The following is a 21,289-nucleotide window of genomic DNA, read 5'->3' on the forward strand; positions in this document are numbered from 1 at the left end:
ATTCGCTCGACTTGCATGTATTAGGCACGCCGCCAGCGTTCATCCTGAGCCAGGATCAAACTCTCCAATAAAGTTAGTTTGTCTAGCATCTAAAATAAAAATTGACGTTTCACGTTGTTTGTTTCGTTCAGTTTTCAAAGAACTACTTGGTCGCTCATTTGCGACTTCCTTATGTTAACATCTTCGTTTTTCGATGTCAACTAAGTTTTTCAATTTCTTTTTTGTCGTTTTCTGCGTTTCCGCATCGGCGACGGTTATTAATATATCATGCAGTACATACAGGGTCAATACTTTTCACAAAAAAATTTCACATCCCGTTAAAAGCTTCAAAACATATTTTAAAAATCTTTATATCTTCCATTCATTTCTTTATCGATCTCCCTCTTATTCATATCTTATCTCTTTATCACGCCTACACATAAGTGAAAATTCTAAATTTTATGTTATATTATTGTTATAGGAGTTGGTGAGAATGAGTATTAAGTATTCAAACAAAATCAATAAAATCCGGACCTTTGCATTAAGTTTAGTATTTATCGGCCTCTTCATTGCATACTTAGGAGTCTTTTTCCGTGACAGCATTATTATTATGACAACATTTATGATGGTTGGCTTTTTAGCTGTTATCGCTAGTACTGTCGTTTACTTCTGGATTGGTATGTTATCTACGAAGACTGTACAAATTATTTGTCCAAGCTGCGATAAACCAACGAAAATGCTCGGTCGTGTCGATGCATGTATGCACTGCAATCAACCTTTAACAATGGATCGAAATCTAGAAGGAAAAGAATTTGATGAGAAGTATAATAAGAAAAGCTATAAATCATAGGTATATCAAGGAACGTACGAGTTTACAACACTACAGAAGTTTCAACTCATTAAAAAAGGTTGATTTCTTTGTTAAGAAATCAACCCTTTTTATCGTTCGTATTAAAGCTCCCGCTAGCTTATTGAGGAGAAAATTAACAGAAGGGTATTGACCTTTCTATCGCTTACTGTCTTCTCTTAAAACCCATTATGTCTATTCTTTCGAAATGACAGTAAACATCCCTGTCATGTTAGGCGCATAATTTTTAAAATCATACTTTTCGTAGAATGACGTTTTACCTTGTGATGCAAACAAACCAATAAATGCTTTATCGGGAGCATTCCGATTTAAGTATTCAACTAAAGCATTCATTATTTTCTTTCCAATACCATTCCTTTGATAATCTGGATGCACTACTATATCTTGAATATAGAAATAGATAGCCCCATCACCAACAATTCTCCCCATACCGATAATTCGATTATTATCATTGACTGTGATGCAGTAAATAGAGTTTTGAAGTGATGTTTCCACCACTTCAAAATTCATATAATTAGTCCACCCCACAGCGTCACATAAATATTTGTATTCTTCCAATGTTGGAATGTTATTTTTAATCTCATATCTCTTCAAAACGTGTCCTCCAAGACTTCATTTTCACCAATATAAAGTAAATTCGACACATTTTTATATAACCCTCTTACTAACTTAAGTGCTGTAAACCCGTATTAGCCTGGCGCTACTCTTATATAATAAAGAAAGAGGTCGACGTAAAGCCGTCAGCCTCTTTCTTTATTATATATTACGCCTTATGACACTCTGGACAAACGCCATAAATTTCTAAGCGATGACTATTAATAACGAAGCCTGTCGTTTTCGCAGCTTCCTCTTCAAGCTGTTCCAAGCCCCCATAAGGAAAATCAACAATCTTACCACACTTTTCGCAAATTACATGATAATGTTGACTTGTAACATAATCAAATCTACTTGAAGCGTCTCCATAAGTTAATTCCTTTACAAGCCCAACTTCTTTAAACACACGTAGGTTATTATAAACAGTTGCAACACTCATATTTGGAAACTTACCTTCTAATGCTTTATAAATGTCATCCGCTGTTGGGTGCGTCATAGATTCCACAAGGTACTCTAAAATAGCATGACGCTGTGGAGTAATGCGTACACCCGTATTTTTCAGCATTTCTAGCGCTTCTTTTAATTCTTCTTTGACCACCGTCATGCACCCCGATTCTATACGGATTATTATTTTATAATTCTTATAAATAGTGTACTCCTTTTCTTATAAATCGTCAATATTTCTACTATAAGTATGTGGTTTATTTTTGTATATAGCCTTATTCTTATGTATCTTTCCCTATTTTTTATACATTTTGCATAGAAAAAAGTGCGACATAATCGCACTTGGAATACTATCATCTGAGGAGGTATGCCCTACACTTCACTTTATGTAAAATGGATAAATATGTATAGACACTTGCCTTACTTCTATATATTTTATCTTCACTACATACTTATTTTATATAAGAAAGAACGTCCTCAATATGTCCTTTTACTTTCACTTTACGCCACTCTTTTACAAGCTCACCATCTTGATTAATAAGGAATGTAGAACGTTCAATTCCCATATATTCTTTCCCGAAGTTTTTTTTCAATTTCCAAACATCATACAATTCAGCTAGTTTATGATCTTCATCTACTAAAAGTACAAATGGAAGTTCATGCTTCTCAATGAATTTCAGATGTCTGTTCGCTGAATCTGGACTTACTCCAAGAATAACCGTATCCTTCTCTTGAAATACTCCATAAGCATCGCGAAAATCACATGCTTCAGTTGTACATCCTGGAGTCATATCTTTCGGATAAAAATAAAGAACTACATTTTTCCCACGAAAGTCAGCTAAGCGAACTTGTTCTCCGTTACTTCCCTCTAGTGTAAATTCCGGTGCCATTTCTCCTACTGTAATCATTGTTATCACTCCTTCTCTTTCCCTTACTATAACAAATGCTACCTTATTTTTCATTGTCTATTACTGACCTCATCACAAAAGCAAACGGCAGTGTATATCCAATTAGTGCTTCTCCGATTGCAATCCATCTCCCTATTCCAATCGGAGCTATATCACCATATCCAACGGACAATAAAGTGACTGCACTAAAATATAAACAGATTTCAACAAGCTGAAAAGAGTGAGCAGTCAATCTTTCTCCATCTTCTTTCAAAACTGTAAAACCCATTTCCTCTAATACAACATAACTTAACCCAAACGCAATTAGTACTGTTGTATAAATCAAAAATAACGAGGCTAAATTATACAGCGAAAAAAAACGCGTTGAATCCGAATATGAACTCCATAATAATTGGACACTTCTTAAAATAGCTATTGCTGCAATTAATAGAATAAATCCCCATAACATGTCCTCCACCTCATTTTATATGTATGAGATAGGCGGCTGATTTATCCCATAGAAACGAACAAGCTTCTATAATTAATTCCCAGCACCACGGTACCTTTTTACCCCTTGATTCCAAAGAGTGATTGCAATCGTAAAACAGATCACACCAACGAGTGGTGTTGCAAATGCATAGCTATTCCACTCTGTTTTTCTTAAAAAGTATGCTGCTGGATATACTCCAACAAACGCAAACGGTAAAACAAACGTTAAAATAAAACGAATAACACGATTATAAATATCAACAGGATAGCGCCCATAATTCCCTATGTTATACATAAGCGGCATAATGGAACTTTTTGCATCCGACCAAAAACCAAGACTCGCAAGTGTAACAAATATCCCGCCGTATACAAGCGCTCCTCCGCCTACCATCAGTAAAAATAAGAAGAAATCATACCAGTAAAAAGATAACTGTAACTCCATTGCTGCATATGCCATTACAATAATTCCTGTAACGGCTCCAATTAAAGATTCAAGTTCCATTCTTTCTAATATAATTTGAAATAAGCTATGAATTGGTCTTGTTAACACACGATCCATCTCCCCTTTAATAATGTATCGATCATTAAAATCCCATATATTAAAGAAGGCTGAAAAAATGGCAAACGGTACTAAAAAGAAACCATAAATAAAGATTACCTCTTCTCTGCTCCATCCTTTTAACGCTTGTGTATGCCCAAATACAACTAAAATAAAGATTAAATTAACCGCTTGGAGTGATAAATCAGAAAGTAATCCAACGATAAAATCGCCCCTATATTCCAATTTCGTTTTTATATATTGACTTGCATATTGTAAAAATAATTTTATATATAGCATCCCATCATCCCCCTTGTACAATTAGACGTTTTCGCGCCGTTCTCCACATGAGTACAATTGGAATAATAAGTACGATTGCCCAAACTACTTGAAATACTAACGCCTCATACAACTCACTTCCCTGTATACCTTCTGAAAAAATCATACTCGGAATATAACTAATGGCTTGAAACGGTAAAAACATCATTGCTTTTTGGGCCCATAACGGATAAAAACTAATTGGTAATAATAGACCTGAAAATAAATCAATCACAACGCGTTTTGCATACATGATTCCACTATTATTAAATAGGAAGAACGTAAGCATTCCCGTCATTAAATTAATTTGTGTATTAATAATAAAACTAAATATTAAAGATAAGAAGAAATATAACCACGTTTGAAAATTCGTTGTAATTTGCAACGAAAACAATAACGTAACGATAACCATGCCCGGAATGGAAAAGAATGCAAAACGGAATATCCCCTCGCCAAGACCTTGCATAACTTTCATACCTAAATAGTTATAAGGACGAATTAATTCCACAGCCACACGGCCTTCTTGAATTTCCATCGCAATTTCTCTATCTATATTATTAAAATAAAAAGCACGTGCCATCCACGCGATTGCGATATACGTAGTCATTTGCGAAATAGATAAACTTTCAATATTCTCTTTTCCGCTATAAATTGCTTGCCACAAAAAATAATATGCACCGATATTAATTGTATAAATTAAAATCCCGCTATAATAATTTGTACGGTAGGCAAGCATCATTAAAAAGCGAATTCGAATCATTTCAATATACTTACCCATGCCTAATACCTTCTTCATAAATGTTACGAATAATTTCCTCTGTAGACACTTCATTAATTTTTAAATCTTTAATTTGAAAGGCTTGTACTACTTTAGCAATAAGCATTGAAATAATAACTTCTTCATTTGGTATTTTTGCAATCCACGCATTTTCTTCTTTCGCTTTTGACCAAACGACATGGCTATCAGGCATAACCATTGATAATTCCTGATATGAAACCGGGGCAACAAATTGGAAATGTATTTCTTTCTCTGCTCCCCACTGCGTGCGAAGATCATTTAAAGAACCGTCATACATAATGTTCCCTTCATCAAGCATGATAACGCGCTCACATAAAGCTTCAATATCCGTAATATCATGAGTTGTTAATAAAATTGTTGTTTTATAACGTTCATTCATCTCTTTTAAAAATTCACGTATTTTCAATTTCACAAGAACATCTAGTCCAATTGTTGGCTCATCTAAAAATAATAACGGTGGATTATGAATTAATGCCGCTGCTAATTCACAACGCATTCTTTGACCAAGTGATAACTTTCGAACCGGCTTATCTAATAAAGGACCAATATCTAACGTTTCAATTACGTGCTCCATATGTTCCTTATACTGAGCGTCCGATACACCGTACACTTTTTTTAGTAAACGAAACGATTCTTGTACCGCAATGTCCCACCAAAGCTGCGAGCGTTGACCAAAGACAACACCAATTGTTCTTACAAATTCTTCTCTTTGTTTATGTGGATTCATTCCATTTACTGTGATTTGCCCTGATGTCGGAGTCAAAATCCCCGTAAGCATTTTAATTGTTGTTGATTTACCAGCACCATTCTCACCGATATAACCAACCATTTCACCTTGCTTTACAGTAAAAGACACATCATTTACTGCTGGTACTATTTTATAATTACGATTTAATAAATCGCGAAATGCACCCTTTAAGCCCGGACGACTTGAATAGGCTGTAAACTCTTTACGTAACCCTTGTACCTCAATTACCGATTTCATAATCGGACCCCCTTCCTAAATGTCACAACGAATAGTTTACCCAACTGCCTGCGCTATCACAAACAATACGTCTTTTCGAAAAACATGTTAGAATAATACATAGATTTTTGTAAGGAGATGAATGGTAGTGAAATTCACAAAGTCAGAAGCATTACATAAAGAAGCTTTAGAACATATCGTTGGCGGTGTTAATAGTCCTTCTCGCTCTTTTAAAGCAGTTGGCGGCGGCGCTCCTGTTGCTATGGAACGCGGAAAAGGTGCTTATTTCTGGGATGTAGACGGAAATAAATATATCGATTATTTAGCAGCATACGGTCCTATTATTACTGGACATGCTCACCCGCACATTACAAAAGCAATTACAACAGCTGCTGAAAACGGGGTACTTTACGGAACACCAACAGCACTAGAAGTAAAATTTGCAAAAATGTTAAAAGAAGCAATGCCCGCTTTAGATAAAGTCCGCTTCGTAAACTCTGGTACTGAAGCAGTAATGACAACAATTCGTGTCGCTCGTGCTTACACAGGCCGCACAAAAATTATGAAATTTGCAGGTTGTTACCACGGACACTCTGATTTAGTACTTGTAGCAGCTGGATCTGGTCCTTCAACTCTAGGGACTCCTGACTCAGCTGGCGTACCACAAAGTATCGCTCAAGAAGTTATTACGGTTCCATTTAATAATGTAGACACTTTAAAAGAGGCATTAGATAAATGGGGACACGAAGTAGCAGCTATCCTTGTAGAACCGATCGTTGGAAACTTCGGTATTGTAGAGCCGAAACCAGGATTCCTTGAAAAAGTAAATGAACTCGTTCACGAAGCTGGTGCACTAGTAATTTATGATGAAGTTATTACTGCTTTCCGCTTTATGTATGGTGGTGCTCAAGACTTACTTGGTGTGACACCAGACTTAACAGCCCTTGGTAAAGTTATCGGCGGCGGACTTCCAATTGGCGCTTACGGAGGTAAGAAAGAAATTATGGAACAAGTTGCCCCGCTTGGACCTGCATACCAAGCTGGTACAATGGCTGGAAACCCTGCCTCTATGGCATCAGGTATCGCTTGTCTAGAAGTTCTTCAACAAGAAGGCTTATACGAAAAATTAGATGAACTTGGTGCAATGCTTGAAAAAGGAATTTTAGAGCAAGCGACTAAACATAATATCGATATTACATTAAACCGTCTAAAAGGTGCTTTAACTGTATACTTCACAACAAATACAATCGAAGATTACGATGCAGCACAAGATACAGATGGTGAAATGTTCGGTAGATTCTTCAAACTTATGCTTCAAGAAGGAATTAACTTAGCCCCTTCTAAATATGAAGCATGGTTCTTAACGACAGAACATACAAAAGAAGATATTGAATATACAATTGAAGCTGTTGGCAGAGCATTTGCTGCATTAGCAAACAATAAATAACCCCATCATTAAAAGGAAAAAAGAAAGCACATCTTTCTTTTTTCCTTTTTTCTATTTCATAAATTCCTTATTAATAGTATAATTATTCATAATTATCTGTTTTGTTTTCCTTTTACATCCTTACTATCCTTGTATACAAGGCTGCTCACGCCTGAAATAGTAAGATTATTCAAACTTTCATAAGAGGGGGGATTGACGGATGCTCAATAAAAAAAATACATGGACACCGTCTTTATTTCGAGATTATAGAAATGCAGAACATGATGCGTGTGGAATCGTTTCCGTTATGGAGAAACGAAAAATTCCTACAAAAGAAAACATTGATCTTTGCATACGATCACTCGTCAAAATGAATCATAGAGCTGGTTTCATTAATGGAGAAGGCGATGGCATCGGTATTCACATTGATGTACCAAAAGCTCTTTGGAATGAAAAACTAAAAAGTAGCGGATATAATCCAACGATCGTGGATCATCCCCACTTTATCGTTGGACATTTTTTTCTAAATAAAAACGCAAATATAGTTAATTTAAAAAATCATATTCGCACACAACTAAACAACGAAAACTTTGCAATCCTTTTCGAAAGTGACGATGTAATAAACTCCGATGCACTCGGTCCACTTGGTAAACAAGAAGAACCTTTATTTTGGCAAGTTGCCCTGATCGCCGAAAATGAAGTTGCCAATATTGAGCAAACATTATTTTCTGTCACAATAAAAATAGAGGAAAACGAAGCGATTCATGTTGCTTCATTAAGTCGTGATCACGTTGTATATAAAGTTCTAGGTGCTGGCGATACACTTGTTGCCTATTACAATGATTTACAACACCCACTTGTCGCTTCAACTATGACATTAGGACATAACCGCTATTCTACTAATACATTATCTAATTTTTTTCGTGTACAACCATTTAGCATTCTCGGACATAATGGTGAAATTAACACAATTGCAAAATTACGCGATCAAGCTGAAATGATTGATGTACCACTTACCGCTGGGGGCAGTGACTCCCAAGATTTAAACCGCACCTTAGAAACTCTACTTGTTCAATACGACTACAGTTTATTTGAAGCAATGGAAATACTATTTCCACCAATTATTAATGAAATTAAACTTTATGAAACACATTTACAAGATTTATATACGTATATACGTGAAGCTTGGGGACATTTTGCACAAGGACCAGCTGGCATCATTTCTCGTTTTAAAGATGAAGCTGTTTTCAGCGTTGATTCCCTTGGCCTACGACCGGTATGGAAAGTGGAGACAGAGAGCTCTTATATTTTCTCTTCTGAGCCTGGAGTTGTATCACCAACTGAATATGTAGCAGAACCAAAACCACTCGCTCCTGGAGAAAAAATCGGATTAAAATGGAATGAACAAGATGAACTTGTTCTTTATGAATATGACAAATACCAAACTCAAGTATATAACCGTTTTAAAAAGCGAGTTAATACTACCGATTATCATTTAAACTTATCTACTCCTGAAACGAAAAAAATCCAGGGATTATGTGATTCTGTTCAAGTTGAAACGAAACAATACGTTGCTTTTGGATGGGATCGAGAACATATCCAACTCCTTGAACAGATGGCAACAAAAGGCGTTGAGCCAATTCGCTCACTGGGGCACGATTCACCACTTGCCGCACTTGATACGGATAGACGAAATATTGCTGACTTTATTAAAGAAAGCGTAGCTGTCGTTACAAACCCAGCAATTGACCGTGACCGTGAAATTGAACACTTCTCCACACGTACTGTACTTGGAGAACGCCCAAGTTTATTAAGCGGTGTGAAACAGCCATTTGTAGTTGAGATGCTTTCCCCCATTATTTTAGAAGGAAGCGTGGCACAATCCATTGCAGAAGATTTACACACAATTACGTACGAACAACTTACAGAGCTATTCATGACTCATAGCTCTATCACTACAATCTCTGCTACATTCAGCTCGCCAGAAACTTTGCAATGCGCATTAAACCGTATTAGTTCTGAAGCGATAGCTGCCGTTAACAACGGCGCTTCTCTACTAGTATTAGATGACGCGAAAGCCCATCTAAATGAACAATTGTGGATTGATCCGCATTTAGTTACCGCGAAAGTACATCAAGCATTAAGTGAAAATAAATTGCGCCGCAACTGCTCTCTCGTTATACGTTCTGGTGCCCTGCGCTCCCTACATGACATCGTCACGCTATACGGATTAGGAGCAGACAGTATTAATCCATATTTATTGTTCGCAACCGTAAATGATGGAACAAAAACACCAATTATGAATTTGTATACGGCCCTTAATAAAGGACTAGAGAAAGTCATTTCAACAATCGGAATTCATGAGTTACGTGGTTACGGACGTCTCTATTCATCTATTGGGTTACATGAGGAAATCGCAAATATATTACAAATTACAAATTTCCTCGGTTCAAATGATTTAGCTTTTTCACTTGAATCACTTGCTGAAGATGCAAGAATGCGCGCAGATGATTATAACAATCCGAAAGTTAGAATGCGAAAATCATTTCACATATTCCCGCGGATTTGGAAAGCCATTGGCGATGTTGCAAAGGGAAATCCTTATGATGATTACCGCGAAAAGTTAAGTGAATTAGAAAACAATAATCCAATCGCAATCAGACACCTTGTTCAAACGAAACAAGCAGAACATATCGTTCCAACTGAAGACGTATCCATTAGAATCCAAAATCATGATCTACCATTTATTATTAGTTCCATGTCATTTGGTTCTCAAAATGAAATTGCCTTTCGTGCGTATGCAGAAGCTGCCGATCAACTAAATATGATTAGTTTGAACGGTGAAGGCGGCGAAATTAAAGATATGATCGGTAAATACCCACATACACGCGGACAACAAGTTGCATCTGGCCGATTTGGAGTAAACGCCGAACTACTAAATTCATCAAATTTAATTGAAATAAAAATTGGTCAAGGAGCAAAGCCTGGTGAAGGTGGACATTTGCCTGGTTCAAAAGTAACAGCCAAAATCGCCGAAGCACGTAATGCTACAATTGGATCAGATTTAATTTCACCTTCTAACAACCATGATATTTATTCAATTGAAGACTTAGCTCAAATGATTACCGAAATTAAAACGGCTAATCAACTTGCAAAAGTAGCCGTAAAAGTTCCTGTCGTTCCTAACATCGGAACAATTGCTGTTGGCATCGCAAAAGCTGGTGCTGATTTCATTAACATTAGCGGGTTTGATGGCGGAACAGGTGCTGCGCGTATTCATGCATTGCAACATGTAGGTCTTCCAGTAGAAATTGGTGTGAAAGCTGCTCACAACGCTCTACTAGAAGCAGGGATGAGACATAAAGTAGAAATTTGGGCAGATGGTGGTATTCGAAGTGTAAGTGATGCCTTGAAAATTATGCTCCTTGGAGCAAACCGTATTGGGTTTGGCACATTATCAATGATTGCAATTGGCTGTACAACTTGCCGCGGATGTCATTTAGATACTTGTCATGTTGGAATTGCAACACAAATTGAATCTGAAGCGCAAGCGAAAGAACATGGGCTACGCCGTTTCGTCCCAAGGGAATTAGAAGGTGCAGTTACTGGTTTAATACATTTATTCACCACTTTTGGCGTAGAACTAAAACGTTTAACAGGGCAGCTTGGTTATACAAATTTACAAGAAATTGTCGGGCGTTCCGATTTATTAAAGCAAGCTCGTGGCAAAGATTTATTAGACCTATGTAATTTACTGCAAACGATAGAATATCCATCTGTTACAAAAACAGAAGCCGTACCGGAAAAACAATTTGAAACAGTCCATTCTCTTCACTCAAAAGAATTAGTAGGCGTTGGCGTAGAACAACGCGTTATGGGTGGTCTAGAATCTTGTTATCGCGTTCGTAGTAAACTATATGAAGCTACTCAACTTGAACCACTTACATTAAAGTATACAAATGGCTCCATTCCAGGAAATGGATTAGGTGCTTACAATAGCGAGAACTTATTTATACACGTAAATGGCGGTGCGCAAGATGGCATTGGCAAAACGTCCTTTGGCGGTGGTATTTATATCACGAAAGCAAAAGGAAAAGATGGCGTATATTATAACGGTTCTGTCGGAAAAGGATTTGGATATGGCGCACAAAAAGGGGCACTTTATGTGCAAGGTAACGCCGACGCTCGCGCTGGTATTCGCCTTTCTGGAGCAGATATGATTATTGGCGGCAGAATGACAAAACCACTCCGTGAAAAAGAACAAGGAAACATTGGAGTATATTCGAATATTAAAGGTTTTGCTTTTGAATATATGACAAATGGGCGAGCACTTGTTTTAGGAGACCCTGGTCCGTGGATTTGTGCTGGTATGACTGGCGGTGTTGTTTATTTACGTCATGATTCAAACTTAGGTTTAACAGAACAGACCTTAAAAAGAAGAATCGCAAAAGGGGCTAATGTTACATTACAAGCAATTAGTAAACATGGTGTGCAAGATGTGAATGAATTATTGCTAGACTATATTCGTGTACTAAACGAGCACGAGCAATACGAAGAAGTTGCTTTATTAACACCATTATTAGATGATATTCAGCATCAGTTTTTTGAAATTATCCCGAAAAAAGAACAGGCTGATCCGTCTATCTCAACAGAGTGATATACACCCTTTTCACTTTCAATAAAAAATTGACGAAGTACACTTCTCATAGTAATCTATAGTAACAATTTGAAACCTGCTGAAATTCAGCAGGTTTTTTTACTAAAAATTGATGTTTAAAAAGAATTAGGAAAAATTATAAAATGAATCTTAATTTCTTTTAACGTCACTAAAATATCACTTGCTAACATATTGTAATGAATGTATAGTATCATGTTGTACATTCATTATGACAAGAGAAAGGATCTTATTTAGGGTATGAAACTTGGTGCTCGCATTTTAAAAACGGGTATTGCCATCACATTAGCTTTATTTGCTTGTATTTTACTTCACTTACCGAGTCCGGTATTTGCGGGAATCTCAGCTATCTTCGCTGTTCAACCGTCTGTATACCGTTCGTATTTAACTGCTCTTGAACAAATTCAAGCAAACGTCATTGGTGCGGTATTCGCTATCGTATTTGCTACTGCTTTTGGACATAATCCTTTTATTATTGGATTAACATGTATATTAGTAATTGCTCTTACATTACAATTACGATTAGAAAACACAATATCAATCGCTTTAGTAACAGTTATCGCCATTATGGAGTATCAAGGTGAAGATTTCTTTAGTTTCGCCTTACTTCGCTTCGCGACGATTATGATCGGAATTATTGCGGCTTCACTTGTAAATTTAGTATTTATGCCGCCAAAATACGAAACAAAACTTTATCATCGTATCGTTGATAATACAGAAGAAATTGTGAAATGGATTCGAATGAATAGCAGGCAAGCTTCTGACTTTACAACGTTAAAAACTGATATTGATCGTATGAAAGAAAAAATGATCAAACTAAACCATTACTATTTGCTGTATAAAGAAGAAAGAAGCTACACGAAAAAAGTAAAGTTCGCAAAAATTCGTAAGCTCGTTTTATTCAGGCAAATGTTAGCGACAACAAGTCGTGCTTTAAGTACTTTAAAGTCATTACATCGTACTGAAAATGAACTGCGCTATATGCCAGAAGAATTTCAAGAATCTATTCAAAACGAACTTGACTCATTAACGCATTATCATGAACAAGTTTTATTAAAATTTATTGGTAAAGCAAAGAAACAACAATCCGTTGAAATGCTGGATGAAGTTGAAACGGGTAAACAAGAATTAATTGATATCTTTATGGATTATCAAAACAAGGATGATGAAGAAGCATATAAAACATGGCTACATCTCTTCCCTCTTATTTCTGCAATTATTAACTATAGTGAAGAAGTAGAGCATTTAGATTTACTTGTGGATAGCTTCTACACATACCATAAACCAGAAACAGAACTTCAAATCGACGATAAAAAAGAAGACGAATAAAAAAACAGCTCCTTTTACGCTAAGGGAGCTGTTTCTGTTATATGTTGAAGTTGATATAAATTGTAATAAAATCCCCTTTTTTTCATTAACTCTTCATGAGAACCTGTTTCTTTAATTTCACCGTCTTCAATGTAAATAATTGTATCCACATGCGTAATCGTCGCCAATCGATGTGCGATTATAATCGTCGTCCGATCAGCCGCTAACGTCTGAAGCGCCTGCTGAATATATCGTTCGTTTTCTAAATCTAAAGCGGAAGTCGCTTCATCTAATATAAGTAACGATGGATTCTTTAGAAACACTCGCGCAATTGCTACACGTTGCCTTTGTCCGCCCGATAACTTCACACCACGTTCTCCAACGACAGTACCATAACCATCTGGTAACTCTATAATAAAGTCATGAATTTGCGCAGCTTTGGCAGCGGCGATCACTTCTGCCTCTGTAGCTTTCGGATTTCCATATAAAATATTTGCTCCAATTGTATCACTAAATAGCAAATTATCTTGCAGTACAATTCCAATATGACTACGTAAATTCCTCATATCATACTTTCTTACATCTATCCCATCTATATAAACTGCGCCTGCAGACACATCATAGAAACGTGGGATTAAACTAGCGAGAGACGACTTTCCTCCTCCACTCGCTCCAACAAGCGCTACCTTCTCTCCTGGCGACATAGTTAGCGAAAGATTATGTAATATCTCCTTTTCATCTGAATTGTAACGAAAAGAAACATTATCAAATATAACTTCCCCATTTAATTTTTTCGTTTGTACCGCACTTGGTACATTAACAATATCGTACTTTTCATCTAACAGCTCAAAAACTCGATCCATTGATGCGAAAGACTGCGTTAATGTTGTAGATGAATTAACAAGACGGCGGAGCGGACTATATAAACTGTCCATATATCCGACAAAGGCAACCATAGTCCCTAGTGTTAACGAGCCTTGAATTACTTCATATGCCGCAAAACCAATTACAAGTAACGGTCCTAAATCCGTTAACGTATTCACTGCTGAAAATGTCCTTGCCGTCCAACTTGTATGCGTTAGTGCTTTCGTTAAAAATTCATTGTTTCTTTTTTCAAACTGCTTGCCCTCATACTCTTCTAAGGCAAAACTACGTGTCACTTGCATCCCTTGAATACGTTCATGTAAATATCCTTGCATCGTTGCTAATGCTTGCGAACGCTCTTTCGTCAATTTTCGAAGACGTCCAAAAAAATATTTCACTGCAACTACATAAATAGGTAAAATTAATAGCGCAACAAATGTTAATTTTATATTCATAGAAAACATTACGATAACGGCAATAGCAATTGTCGCAGTATCTAACCAAACATTCATCAAACCAGTAATTACAAAATCCTTTGTTTGTTCTACATCATGAATGACACGTGAAATTATCTCTCCTGTTTTTGTATTCGAATAATAGCGTAAACTCAACTTTTGTAAGTGACCAAAAATATGTTTCCGTAAATCATATAATATTGTATTCGCAATACGCTGCGCGAAATATTGGCGATAATATTCAATCGGCGGTCTTAATACTGCAAAAATAAAAAAGGCAATCCCAATTGCTGTTATTAATTGGGACGTTTTGTCTTGAAGTGACCCTCCGCCTTGAATTACATCATCGATAATATACTTTAATAACCACGGCATGATAAGCGGGATACCGAATTTAACTAGACCGATAACAATCGTAACAGCAATAAGCCACCTATATGGTTTAACAAATTGTAAATATCTTTTTATTCCTTGCACATAATCCCCCCTCTAATAGGACAAACCTGCCGGGAAATTCCCTGCAGGTTTGTTTTAATTTCTGTACATTAAATATCTCTCATACCACATATCTACGAAATCCGGTGCGAATGGACCTTTCCTTTGATGAATCCATTGCGTTAATTGTGCCACATTTCGTTTTAAAATGGTATCAATAACAGGTGGATACTGCATAATTTGACTATGCTTTTCATACTCATCTTCATCTAAAAGCGTATATGTCATATCTGGATACACTTTAATATCTAAATCATAATCAATGTACTTTAACGCTTCAGAATCATATGCAAAAGGTGAGCTTAAATTGCAATAATAGTATACTCCCTCTTCCCTTAGCATCCCAATCACATTAAACCAATAATTGGCATGAAAATAACAAATCGCAGGTTCACGAGTAATCCATGTTCGGCCATCTGATTCTGTCACTACTGTACGATCATTCGCTCCAATCACAAGACTCTGTGTCCCTTTTAAAATCGTTGTCTCTTCCCACATTCTATGAATGGAGCCGTTATGTTTATAACTATGTATTTGTACTTTTTCTCCTTCTTTGGGAAATCCCATATATGCTCCCTTCTTTCAACTGCAAATGCCCTTTGAACTGCATTCACTTTTTTTCTATTATAACTTTTTTGTCGAAATTTTAAAACTAAAGTGACAAAGCTTTACTTTTAAAATGAATACACCAATCCTCTTAAGAGGTATGGACTTCCGCTGCATTACTCATAAAGTTAAGCTTTAATTAAAGCGAGCTCCCCCTCAATGATTATTGGAACTCACCCATCATGATAATAGAAAAAGCCCTTCCTTATTTCCATGTAAAGAAGGACCTTTCATCTGAAGGCAACAGTATATCTTATCCTAAATTTGAAATCATTTTTTCAGTTTCAAAAGATTTAATCACACTATTCGTTTGCTTTTCGAATTTTTCATGTAATAGCTTTAATGCTACCTCTGTTCTATATATTTCTTGGCGAATAAAATGTAAGTCTTTTTTATCGCACGTATCCTTTTCACTCATTTCGATTTGCTGATATTTCTCTAAATGTGATTGCAATTTTAACAGCTCATCCATCGTTTCCAACTGTTCTCCCACCAACTTATCAAAATCGTTCATTACTTACCCCCTTTTAAATTCCTATTACATATTTCTAATCGTGAACTTATTTCTCCTTTGACTACATTTGTTGACTTATTAGAAGTTATGTCGTTCACGTTCTTTTCATTACAATGACCCACTCACAAAGAAAACACTTCTCTCGAATTAGAGAAGTGTTTTTCTTTCGTTACTGATTTGAACTAGAAGATTGTGATTTTTTTGCAGCTGCTTTCGCATTTTGTTTTTGCACAGCATGCACATCTGTTTCAGTTGCAAACTCAGTACCATAACTAGCATTCGCAGCTTGAGCACCAGAAGCTTGTGCTTTCTTTGCAGCTGATTGTGCGTTTGCTTGTTTTACTGCTTGTACATTTGTTTCAGTTGCAAATTCTGTACCATAGCTAGCATTTGTACTTTGAATGCTTGCACCAGAAGTTGCTTTATTATAACCTTGTTGTTTTTTACTCATCTTTCTCACCTCCACAATCAATAATGTAACCAATTCACTTAGAAGCTATCCGTAATTTTCTTTTAAAAAAATTCTGCATATATCTCTCATCACTCATTCAAACTATAGAAAATGGAGGTGGAAATATGTATATAGGACGCGATATGACTGAACTAACGATGGTTTCAAAAAGTGAATGGAAAGAAGATGAATTAGCTTATTTTCATCATTCATTACAACAGATTCTGCCTTATTTAAATGCTGAGGGTCAAAGTATTTACAAAGAAATTGTAATAGAAATTGAAACAAGAGGCGGCTTACAAGAAGATGAGGCTAGTTGGACTCATGGGACAAAAATTTCTTACGATTAAAAAAGTGTTCCCAATCTAGGGAACACTTTTTTATTTATTGCATTGTAATTTTCTCAACGCAATTTTCATAAATTGTACGATGCGATTTTGAGAAAGGTAACTGTTCAAACGCTTCTTTCGATACAAATTTCAATGTATCTGTTTCAACAATATCACCAGTTACTTTTCCGTAAAATACGAATATATCCCAAGTACGATGTGTAAACGTATGTTGTACATTCATTGCGTACTCCTCAATAGAAATTGAGAGCTCAAATTTTTCTTTCATATAATCTATAAGCTGTTCCTTCTGATTTCGAATTCCTTCACCAAGTTCAATATTCGGAAATTCCCACATATTAGCTAATAATCCGGTGCCCGGACGCTTATTAATTACGTAACGACCATCTTCAGTTTGAAGTACTCCTGCAACGAGCGGTACCATTGTAGGAGCTTTCGCTTTACTTTTTACTGGCAATTCTTTTTGAACACCTTCGGCATATCCCCTACAATGCTCACGTACAGGACAAAGTAAACAAGATGGATTTTTTGGGATACAAATCAATGCGCCTAGCTCCATTAATCCTTGATTAAAATAAGAAGGGTTTTCTACCGAAATAATTTCACGTACAATCTCTTCAAACACTTTTCTAGTCTTTGGCTTTGCAATGTCATCCCATACAGATAAAATACGAGATAACACACGCATAACATTCCCGTCAACCGCGGGCTCTGGTATACCATATGCAATACTTAAAATAGCACCTTTTGTATATGGTCCTACTCCTTTTAGCTTTTCAATTTTCTTTACATCGCTCGGTACTATCCCGCCGTATACTTCTTTTACCTCTTTTACGGCCGCATGTAAATTCCGTGCTCTAGAATAATATCCTAAACCTTCCCATGCTTTTAATACTTCTTCATCATCAGCATTTGCTAAAGCTTCCAGCGTAGGAAACTTCCCCATAAAATTTGCGTAATATGGTTTTACAGCTTCTACTCTTGTTTGCTGTAACATAATTTCCGAAACCCAAACGCGGTATGGATCTTTATTTTTTCGCCACGGTAAATCGCGTTGCTCTTCTTCAAACCAACCAATTAAATCATTTTGGAACTGCTCTATGTTAAACTTATTTAATATTTCAAGTGTCAAACTTGATCCCCCTCATTTTTTTGCATATAAGTACTATTATAAAGATTTTAGGAAAAAATTTAAGTAAGACGACATAGGAAATAGAAGGCAAAGGACTTGAGGTATCGAATAAAAAGAGTTACATTAATAAAAAACGGAGGTGGATTTCTATGGACACAGCCACTCACCTTGTTATGGGCGTTACTCTAGGCAGTTTGGCAACATTAGATCCAGCCATAGCACAAAGTGATATTGGACCACAAGCAGTTATGCTTGCTACAATTGCAGGTTCCAATATTCCCGACATCGATACAGTTTTAAAATTACGTAATAACGCTAAATATATAAGAAATCATCGTGGGATTACTCATTCCATTCCAGCAGTAATTCTTTGGTCATTCCTTATAAGTGGCATCTCTTTCGCCTTCTTTTCAGACGCTCCCTATCTTCATCTACTACTTTGGTCATTTATCGCCGTCTTTCTTCATGTCTTTGTAGATATTTTCAATGCTTATGGTACACAAGCATTACGGCCATTTACAAAAAAATGGGTAGCGCTCGGCATAATCAATACGTTTGATACTGTCATTTTCTTTATCCATATGCTAGCGATTGCTTGCATGCTCGTAGGTTCCCATAAAGGGTATACTGCCTTAGCAGCATATATATTGATGATTGTTTACTACATTGGACGAATTATGATGCACAGAAATATACGTAGCGTCGTATACAAACGTTTCAATCACGTCGAGAAGATAATCATTTCTCCTTCTTACCGTTTTTATCATTATCATTTAGCAATCGTTACAAACGATTCTTACTACGTTGCTAGATGGCATCGTGGTAATATCATGATATACGATAAGTTCGATCGAGTACCGTTCCCAGATAATGCTATTATGCGCGCCGCTAAACAAGATGAAAACATATCAGCGTTTTTATCTTTCTCCCCTGTATATCGCTGGGATATTTTCGATTACGATCATTATTACGAAGTGCGATTCATTGATTTGCGATATCGAAGTAAAGATTATTATCCATTCGTCGCAATCGTTCAACTCGATCACAATTTGAATATTATTAGTTCCTATACAGGATGGATTTTTAGTGAAGAAAAACTTCGAAAGAAGCTGGATTTACTTCCACATTAAAAAAAGCGACTTAAGTCGCTTTTTTTAATGCTTCAAATGATCTTCTTGATTAATTAAATGGCTATACTTCGGATTATTTGTACGCATTTCATGAAGACGCGCTCCATGATTATTAATCCATGTTCGTACCACTTGTTCCGTCATTTCATCACCTTGGTAACGACCTGATTTCGCATAAGTTGTTTGAAAATCTTCCCACAGTAATTCCACCCATGCACGAGCTTGTGCGTAAGAAAGCTTATCATTTTTATCTAATAGTTCTTTCGTTAATGCTTCATAAATATCATTCATGTTCTAATCTCCTTTTACCTATTTATCCCTTCATTTCTAAAGGATAGTTTCTTCTGTTTTGCACATTCTATAAGTGATACTTCTTAAAGAGGTATCAACTGATGATGAGGAGGGCGTTCGCAATGGGTAAACAAGCCGAATTTTGGTCTGAGTCAAAAAACAACAGCAAAATCGATGGTCAACCGAAAGCGAAATCACGCTTCGCTTCGAAACGACCTAACGGCACAATTAACACGCACCCACAAGAACGTATGCGTGCTGCAAATCAGCAGGAAGAGTAGTACAAATTAAATTAACTTCCTACACGAGGTGATAAAGATGAGCTACCGTGATCGTTTAGATAGTCGTTCTGAATTATTTAACCATACGTGGACTCGTCCGAAACATGCAAAAGCGCAAGTTAACGGACAGACGCAACAGACCCAGTCTCTCATTATATTGGCAAACGAATGTAAAAAACGCCAATTTTAGATTCTCCTATCTCCTTTAACGCCTACCAAGATGAAAACCAGAGAGATATTCGCTCTCTGGTTTTTATTTTTCTTGCAATAAAGAAATTGGTATTCCAATCTCTTCATTATCATTTTGCTTATGTCCCCAAGCAAATACCCCATTGAAATACGTAATTTCAAATAATATACCAGGTTCTTCTACTAATTCATATGTCTCACCAATATGGAATTTGTTTATATCAGTCATGTAAGCACGAGCCATTGCCATCTTTCTCATTAATACATCGAATTCATTCACAATTCCAAGTTGCTCGGCCTTTATTGCTTGCTCCTTCAAAACCCCAATTTCTTCCCTTAGCTCATGTTGTGTCATTTCACTGTAGCGTTTTGGCATATTCATCTTATTCCCTCATCCCTCTTCACGTTTCAATTGCAAAAATATCTCTATCTCATCAATAGAGAATCCTTTTCGATATAACGCTTGTTTCATCTTATTTTCAAATGTCCATCCATCATACTTCTTATATTTCTCATAATATTTATTCCCATGATAGTGTAACGCTTCTTGTTGCTGTTCGTCATCTTTTTCGTCTTTCAATTCTTCCAAACAAATTTGAATTACATCTCTAGAATATCCTTTACGAACCAGCATTTCATCTAACTTTAGCTTCATTTGTAAAAATGAATGCTTTTGATAAGATTTTTTCTTCTTTTCTATAAGAGATAAAGCATTATCAATTTGCTTCTCTTTTGGATACTCTTGTAAACTGTGCGTAATAATTAGATCCTGAACACCTTTATTTAACAACTCTCTTTTAATAACAGTTGGACCTTTTCTGTTCACATTACTTTGCGTTCGCGTATATAAAATGGCGTACTCTTTATCATTAATATATCGATCATGTAATAATTTTGAAACGACTTCAGAGATGATGGCCTGTCCCACTTCTTTTTTTCGTAAAAAATCTTCTATTTCTTGTTTTGTTCTCATTTGATAGGATAAATAGGAGATTGCTTGTAAATAAGCTTTTTGTACCTCTTCATTGTACAAAATATTCCCTAACTCTATTTCATCAATTTCTAAGCCCTTTTGTAATCCATGTTTTATTAAGATTACTTCATTTACACTGAATCCGTACTCTTCACCTTGACCTTTATCAATATAAATATTAAACCGTTCTTTCAATCGTTTTTGCACTTCTATTTTTGTAATGACAGCCATACTCTCACCTCTCTATTATTTTAACATAGTCAAGGAAC

Annotated in this window: 23 protein-coding genes and 1 rRNA gene; 8 read left to right on the forward strand and 16 right to left on the reverse strand. The window is 36.1% G+C overall.

Annotation, left to right across the window (positions count from 1 at the left end):
• Positions 1-71 (reverse strand): 16S ribosomal RNA (locus tag ACQKNI_RS20695); the annotation flags it as partial.
• A 401-nt stretch (positions 72-472) separates the two neighbouring features.
• On the opposite strand from ACQKNI_RS20695, the gene ACQKNI_RS20700 reads away from it, so the two are divergent.
• Positions 473-829: a YgzB family protein gene (locus ACQKNI_RS20700; protein ID WP_088231693.1), complete on the forward strand. Its 357-nt coding sequence runs from the start codon at positions 473-475 to the stop codon at positions 827-829.
• A gap of 192 nt (positions 830-1,021) precedes the next feature.
• Here the strand turns inward: ACQKNI_RS20700 and ACQKNI_RS20705 are convergent, their stop codons facing one another.
• The 7 genes from ACQKNI_RS20705 to ACQKNI_RS20735 form a co-directional block, all read right to left on the reverse strand.
• The gene (locus tag ACQKNI_RS20705) at positions 1,022-1,441 is read right to left on the reverse strand and encodes a GNAT family N-acetyltransferase (protein WP_098252951.1); all 420 of its coding nucleotides are present in this window, start codon (positions 1,439-1,441) and stop codon (positions 1,022-1,024) included.
• A 169-nt stretch (positions 1,442-1,610) separates the two neighbouring features.
• Positions 1,611-2,039 carry a peroxide-responsive transcriptional repressor PerR gene (perR, locus tag ACQKNI_RS20710; protein ID WP_000237831.1) on the reverse strand — a complete coding sequence of 143 codons (429 nt, stop codon included), beginning with the start codon at positions 2,037-2,039 and terminating at the stop codon, positions 1,611-1,613.
• A 298-nt stretch (positions 2,040-2,337) separates the two neighbouring features.
• Positions 2,338-2,793 (reverse strand): thioredoxin-dependent thiol peroxidase, encoded by a 456-nt coding sequence (gene bcp, locus ACQKNI_RS20715; protein WP_088231857.1) that lies wholly within the window; start codon positions 2,791-2,793, stop codon positions 2,338-2,340.
• A gap of 43 nt (positions 2,794-2,836) precedes the next feature.
• Positions 2,837-3,241 (reverse strand): potassium channel family protein, encoded by a 405-nt coding sequence (locus tag ACQKNI_RS20720; protein WP_088231695.1) that lies wholly within the window; start codon positions 3,239-3,241, stop codon positions 2,837-2,839.
• 72 nt (positions 3,242-3,313) lie between these two features.
• On the reverse strand, positions 3,314-4,099 hold the full coding sequence (locus tag ACQKNI_RS20725) for an ABC transporter permease (protein WP_088231696.1): 786 nt from the start codon (positions 4,097-4,099) through the stop codon (positions 3,314-3,316).
• Positions 4,100-4,103: 4 nt separating this feature from the next.
• Positions 4,104-4,895: an ABC transporter permease gene (locus ACQKNI_RS20730; protein WP_088231697.1), complete on the reverse strand. Its 792-nt coding sequence runs from the start codon at positions 4,893-4,895 to the stop codon at positions 4,104-4,106.
• Positions 4,888-5,901, reverse strand: a complete 1,014-nt coding sequence (locus ACQKNI_RS20735) for an ABC transporter ATP-binding protein (protein ID WP_088231698.1) — start codon at positions 5,899-5,901, stop codon at positions 4,888-4,890. The genes ACQKNI_RS20730 and ACQKNI_RS20735 overlap by 8 nt, the downstream gene beginning before the upstream one ends.
• Positions 5,902-6,022: 121 nt before the next feature.
• On the opposite strand from ACQKNI_RS20735, the gene hemL reads away from it, so the two are divergent.
• The 3 genes from hemL (at position 6,023) to ACQKNI_RS20750 (ending at position 13,310) form a co-directional block, all read left to right on the forward strand.
• Positions 6,023-7,327 (forward strand): glutamate-1-semialdehyde-2,1-aminomutase, encoded by a 1,305-nt coding sequence (hemL, locus tag ACQKNI_RS20740; protein WP_098252949.1) that lies wholly within the window; start codon positions 6,023-6,025, stop codon positions 7,325-7,327.
• Positions 7,328-7,526: 199 nt separating this feature from the next.
• Positions 7,527-11,963, forward strand: coding sequence for a glutamate synthase-related protein (locus ACQKNI_RS20745; RefSeq protein ID WP_098841153.1), 4,437 nt, complete (start codon positions 7,527-7,529; stop codon positions 11,961-11,963).
• Positions 11,964-12,221: 258 nt separating this feature from the next.
• Entirely contained in the window at positions 12,222-13,310 is a 1,089-nt protein-coding gene (locus ACQKNI_RS20750; protein ID WP_088231701.1) for an aromatic acid exporter family protein, read from the forward strand.
• A gap of 14 nt (positions 13,311-13,324) precedes the next feature.
• Here ACQKNI_RS20750 and ACQKNI_RS20755 read toward each other — a convergent pair whose 3' ends face one another.
• The 4 genes from ACQKNI_RS20755 to ACQKNI_RS20770 form a co-directional block, all read right to left on the reverse strand.
• Positions 13,325-15,085 (reverse strand): ABC transporter ATP-binding protein, encoded by a 1,761-nt coding sequence (locus ACQKNI_RS20755; protein ID WP_088231702.1) that lies wholly within the window; start codon positions 15,083-15,085, stop codon positions 13,325-13,327.
• 54 nt (positions 15,086-15,139) lie between these two features.
• Positions 15,140-15,670, reverse strand: coding sequence for a nucleoside tri-diphosphate phosphatase (ntdP, locus tag ACQKNI_RS20760; protein WP_000506628.1), 531 nt, complete (start codon positions 15,668-15,670; stop codon positions 15,140-15,142).
• 292 nt (positions 15,671-15,962) lie between these two features.
• The gene (locus tag ACQKNI_RS20765; protein ID WP_000997587.1) at positions 15,963-16,223 is read right to left on the reverse strand and encodes a YgaB family protein; all 261 of its coding nucleotides are present in this window, start codon (positions 16,221-16,223) and stop codon (positions 15,963-15,965) included.
• Positions 16,224-16,392: 169 nt separating this feature from the next.
• The gene (locus ACQKNI_RS20770; protein ID WP_088231703.1) at positions 16,393-16,674 is read right to left on the reverse strand and encodes a gamma-type small acid-soluble spore protein; all 282 of its coding nucleotides are present in this window, start codon (positions 16,672-16,674) and stop codon (positions 16,393-16,395) included.
• Between the two features lie 125 nt (positions 16,675-16,799).
• Here ACQKNI_RS20770 and ACQKNI_RS20775 point away from each other — a divergent pair, with 125 nt between their 5' ends.
• Positions 16,800-17,024, forward strand: a complete 225-nt coding sequence (locus ACQKNI_RS20775) for a hypothetical protein (RefSeq protein ID WP_140417422.1) — start codon at positions 16,800-16,802, stop codon at positions 17,022-17,024.
• 34 nt (positions 17,025-17,058) lie between these two features.
• On the opposite strand, the gene mutY is transcribed toward ACQKNI_RS20775, so the two are convergent.
• The gene (mutY, locus tag ACQKNI_RS20780) at positions 17,059-18,156 is read right to left on the reverse strand and encodes an A/G-specific adenine glycosylase (RefSeq protein WP_098252946.1); all 1,098 of its coding nucleotides are present in this window, start codon (positions 18,154-18,156) and stop codon (positions 17,059-17,061) included.
• A 149-nt stretch (positions 18,157-18,305) separates the two neighbouring features.
• Here mutY and ACQKNI_RS20785 point away from each other — a divergent pair, with 149 nt between their 5' ends.
• On the forward strand, positions 18,306-19,286 hold the full coding sequence (locus ACQKNI_RS20785) for a metal-dependent hydrolase (RefSeq protein WP_088231706.1): 981 nt from the start codon (positions 18,306-18,308) through the stop codon (positions 19,284-19,286).
• 24 nt (positions 19,287-19,310) lie between these two features.
• Here ACQKNI_RS20785 and ACQKNI_RS20790 read toward each other — a convergent pair whose 3' ends face one another.
• Positions 19,311-19,577 carry a YfhJ family protein gene (locus tag ACQKNI_RS20790; RefSeq protein WP_060629438.1) on the reverse strand — a complete coding sequence of 89 codons (267 nt, stop codon included), beginning with the start codon at positions 19,575-19,577 and terminating at the stop codon, positions 19,311-19,313.
• 122 nt (positions 19,578-19,699) lie between these two features.
• Here ACQKNI_RS20790 and ACQKNI_RS20795 point away from each other — a divergent pair, with 122 nt between their 5' ends.
• A complete protein-coding gene (locus tag ACQKNI_RS20795) occupies positions 19,700-19,858 on the forward strand; it encodes a small, acid-soluble spore protein K (RefSeq protein ID WP_000517891.1) in 159 nt (52 codons plus the stop codon).
• A gap of 37 nt (positions 19,859-19,895) precedes the next feature.
• On the forward strand, positions 19,896-20,048 hold the full coding sequence (locus ACQKNI_RS20800) for a YpzG family protein (RefSeq protein WP_000122093.1): 153 nt from the start codon (positions 19,896-19,898) through the stop codon (positions 20,046-20,048).
• Between the two features lie 63 nt (positions 20,049-20,111).
• On the opposite strand, the gene ACQKNI_RS20805 is transcribed toward ACQKNI_RS20800, so the two are convergent.
• A complete protein-coding gene (locus tag ACQKNI_RS20805) occupies positions 20,112-20,429 on the reverse strand; it encodes a YfhH family protein (protein WP_088231707.1) in 318 nt (105 codons plus the stop codon).
• 9 nt (positions 20,430-20,438) lie between these two features.
• Positions 20,439-21,251, reverse strand: coding sequence for a recombination regulator RecX (gene recX, locus ACQKNI_RS20810; protein ID WP_088231708.1), 813 nt, complete (start codon positions 21,249-21,251; stop codon positions 20,439-20,441).
• Between the last annotated feature and the right edge of the window lie 38 nt (positions 21,252-21,289).

Origin of the sequence: Bacillus sp. NPDC094064 (genome assembly GCF_050279585.1) — a bacterium.
In the GTDB taxonomy this organism is placed as follows: Bacteria; Bacillota; Bacilli; order Bacillales; family Bacillaceae_G; genus Bacillus_A.

Bases quoted from the DNA above. Each gene is read 5' to 3' on its own strand.
- ACQKNI_RS20700 (WP_088231693.1), top strand. From the start codon at position 473: ATGAGTATTAAGTATTCAAACAAAATCAATAAAATCCGGACCTTTGCA.
- bcp (WP_088231857.1), bottom strand. From the start codon at position 2,793: ATGATTACAGTAGGAGAAATGGCACCGGAATTTACACTAGAGGGAAGT.
- ACQKNI_RS20720 (WP_088231695.1), bottom strand. From the start codon at position 3,241: ATGTTATGGGGATTTATTCTATTAATTGCAGCAATAGCTATTTTAAGA.
- ACQKNI_RS20725 (WP_088231696.1), bottom strand. From the start codon at position 4,099: ATGCTATATATAAAATTATTTTTACAATATGCAAGTCAATATATAAAA.
- ACQKNI_RS20730 (WP_088231697.1), bottom strand. From the start codon at position 4,895: ATGGGTAAGTATATTGAAATGATTCGAATTCGCTTTTTAATGATGCTT.
- ACQKNI_RS20735 (WP_088231698.1), bottom strand. From the start codon at position 5,901: ATGAAATCGGTAATTGAGGTACAAGGGTTACGTAAAGAGTTTACAGCC.
- hemL (WP_098252949.1), top strand. From the start codon at position 6,023: ATGGTAGTGAAATTCACAAAGTCAGAAGCATTACATAAAGAAGCTTTA.
- ACQKNI_RS20745 (WP_098841153.1), top strand. From the start codon at position 7,527: ATGCTCAATAAAAAAAATACATGGACACCGTCTTTATTTCGAGATTAT.
- ACQKNI_RS20750 (WP_088231701.1), top strand. From the start codon at position 12,222: ATGAAACTTGGTGCTCGCATTTTAAAAACGGGTATTGCCATCACATTA.
- ntdP (WP_000506628.1), bottom strand. From the start codon at position 15,670: ATGGGATTTCCCAAAGAAGGAGAAAAAGTACAAATACATAGTTATAAA.
- ACQKNI_RS20765 (WP_000997587.1), bottom strand. From the start codon at position 16,223: ATGAACGATTTTGATAAGTTGGTGGGAGAACAGTTGGAAACGATGGAT.
- ACQKNI_RS20770 (WP_088231703.1), bottom strand. From the start codon at position 16,674: ATGAGTAAAAAACAACAAGGTTATAATAAAGCAACTTCTGGTGCAAGC.
- ACQKNI_RS20775 (WP_140417422.1), top strand. From the start codon at position 16,800: ATGTATATAGGACGCGATATGACTGAACTAACGATGGTTTCAAAAAGT.
- ACQKNI_RS20785 (WP_088231706.1), top strand. From the start codon at position 18,306: ATGGACACAGCCACTCACCTTGTTATGGGCGTTACTCTAGGCAGTTTG.
- ACQKNI_RS20790 (WP_060629438.1), bottom strand. From the start codon at position 19,577: ATGAATGATATTTATGAAGCATTAACGAAAGAACTATTAGATAAAAAT.
- ACQKNI_RS20795 (WP_000517891.1), top strand. From the start codon at position 19,700: ATGGGTAAACAAGCCGAATTTTGGTCTGAGTCAAAAAACAACAGCAAA.
- ACQKNI_RS20800 (WP_000122093.1), top strand. From the start codon at position 19,896: ATGAGCTACCGTGATCGTTTAGATAGTCGTTCTGAATTATTTAACCAT.
- ACQKNI_RS20805 (WP_088231707.1), bottom strand. From the start codon at position 20,429: ATGAATATGCCAAAACGCTACAGTGAAATGACACAACATGAGCTAAGG.
- recX (WP_088231708.1), bottom strand. From the start codon at position 21,251: ATGGCTGTCATTACAAAAATAGAAGTGCAAAAACGATTGAAAGAACGG.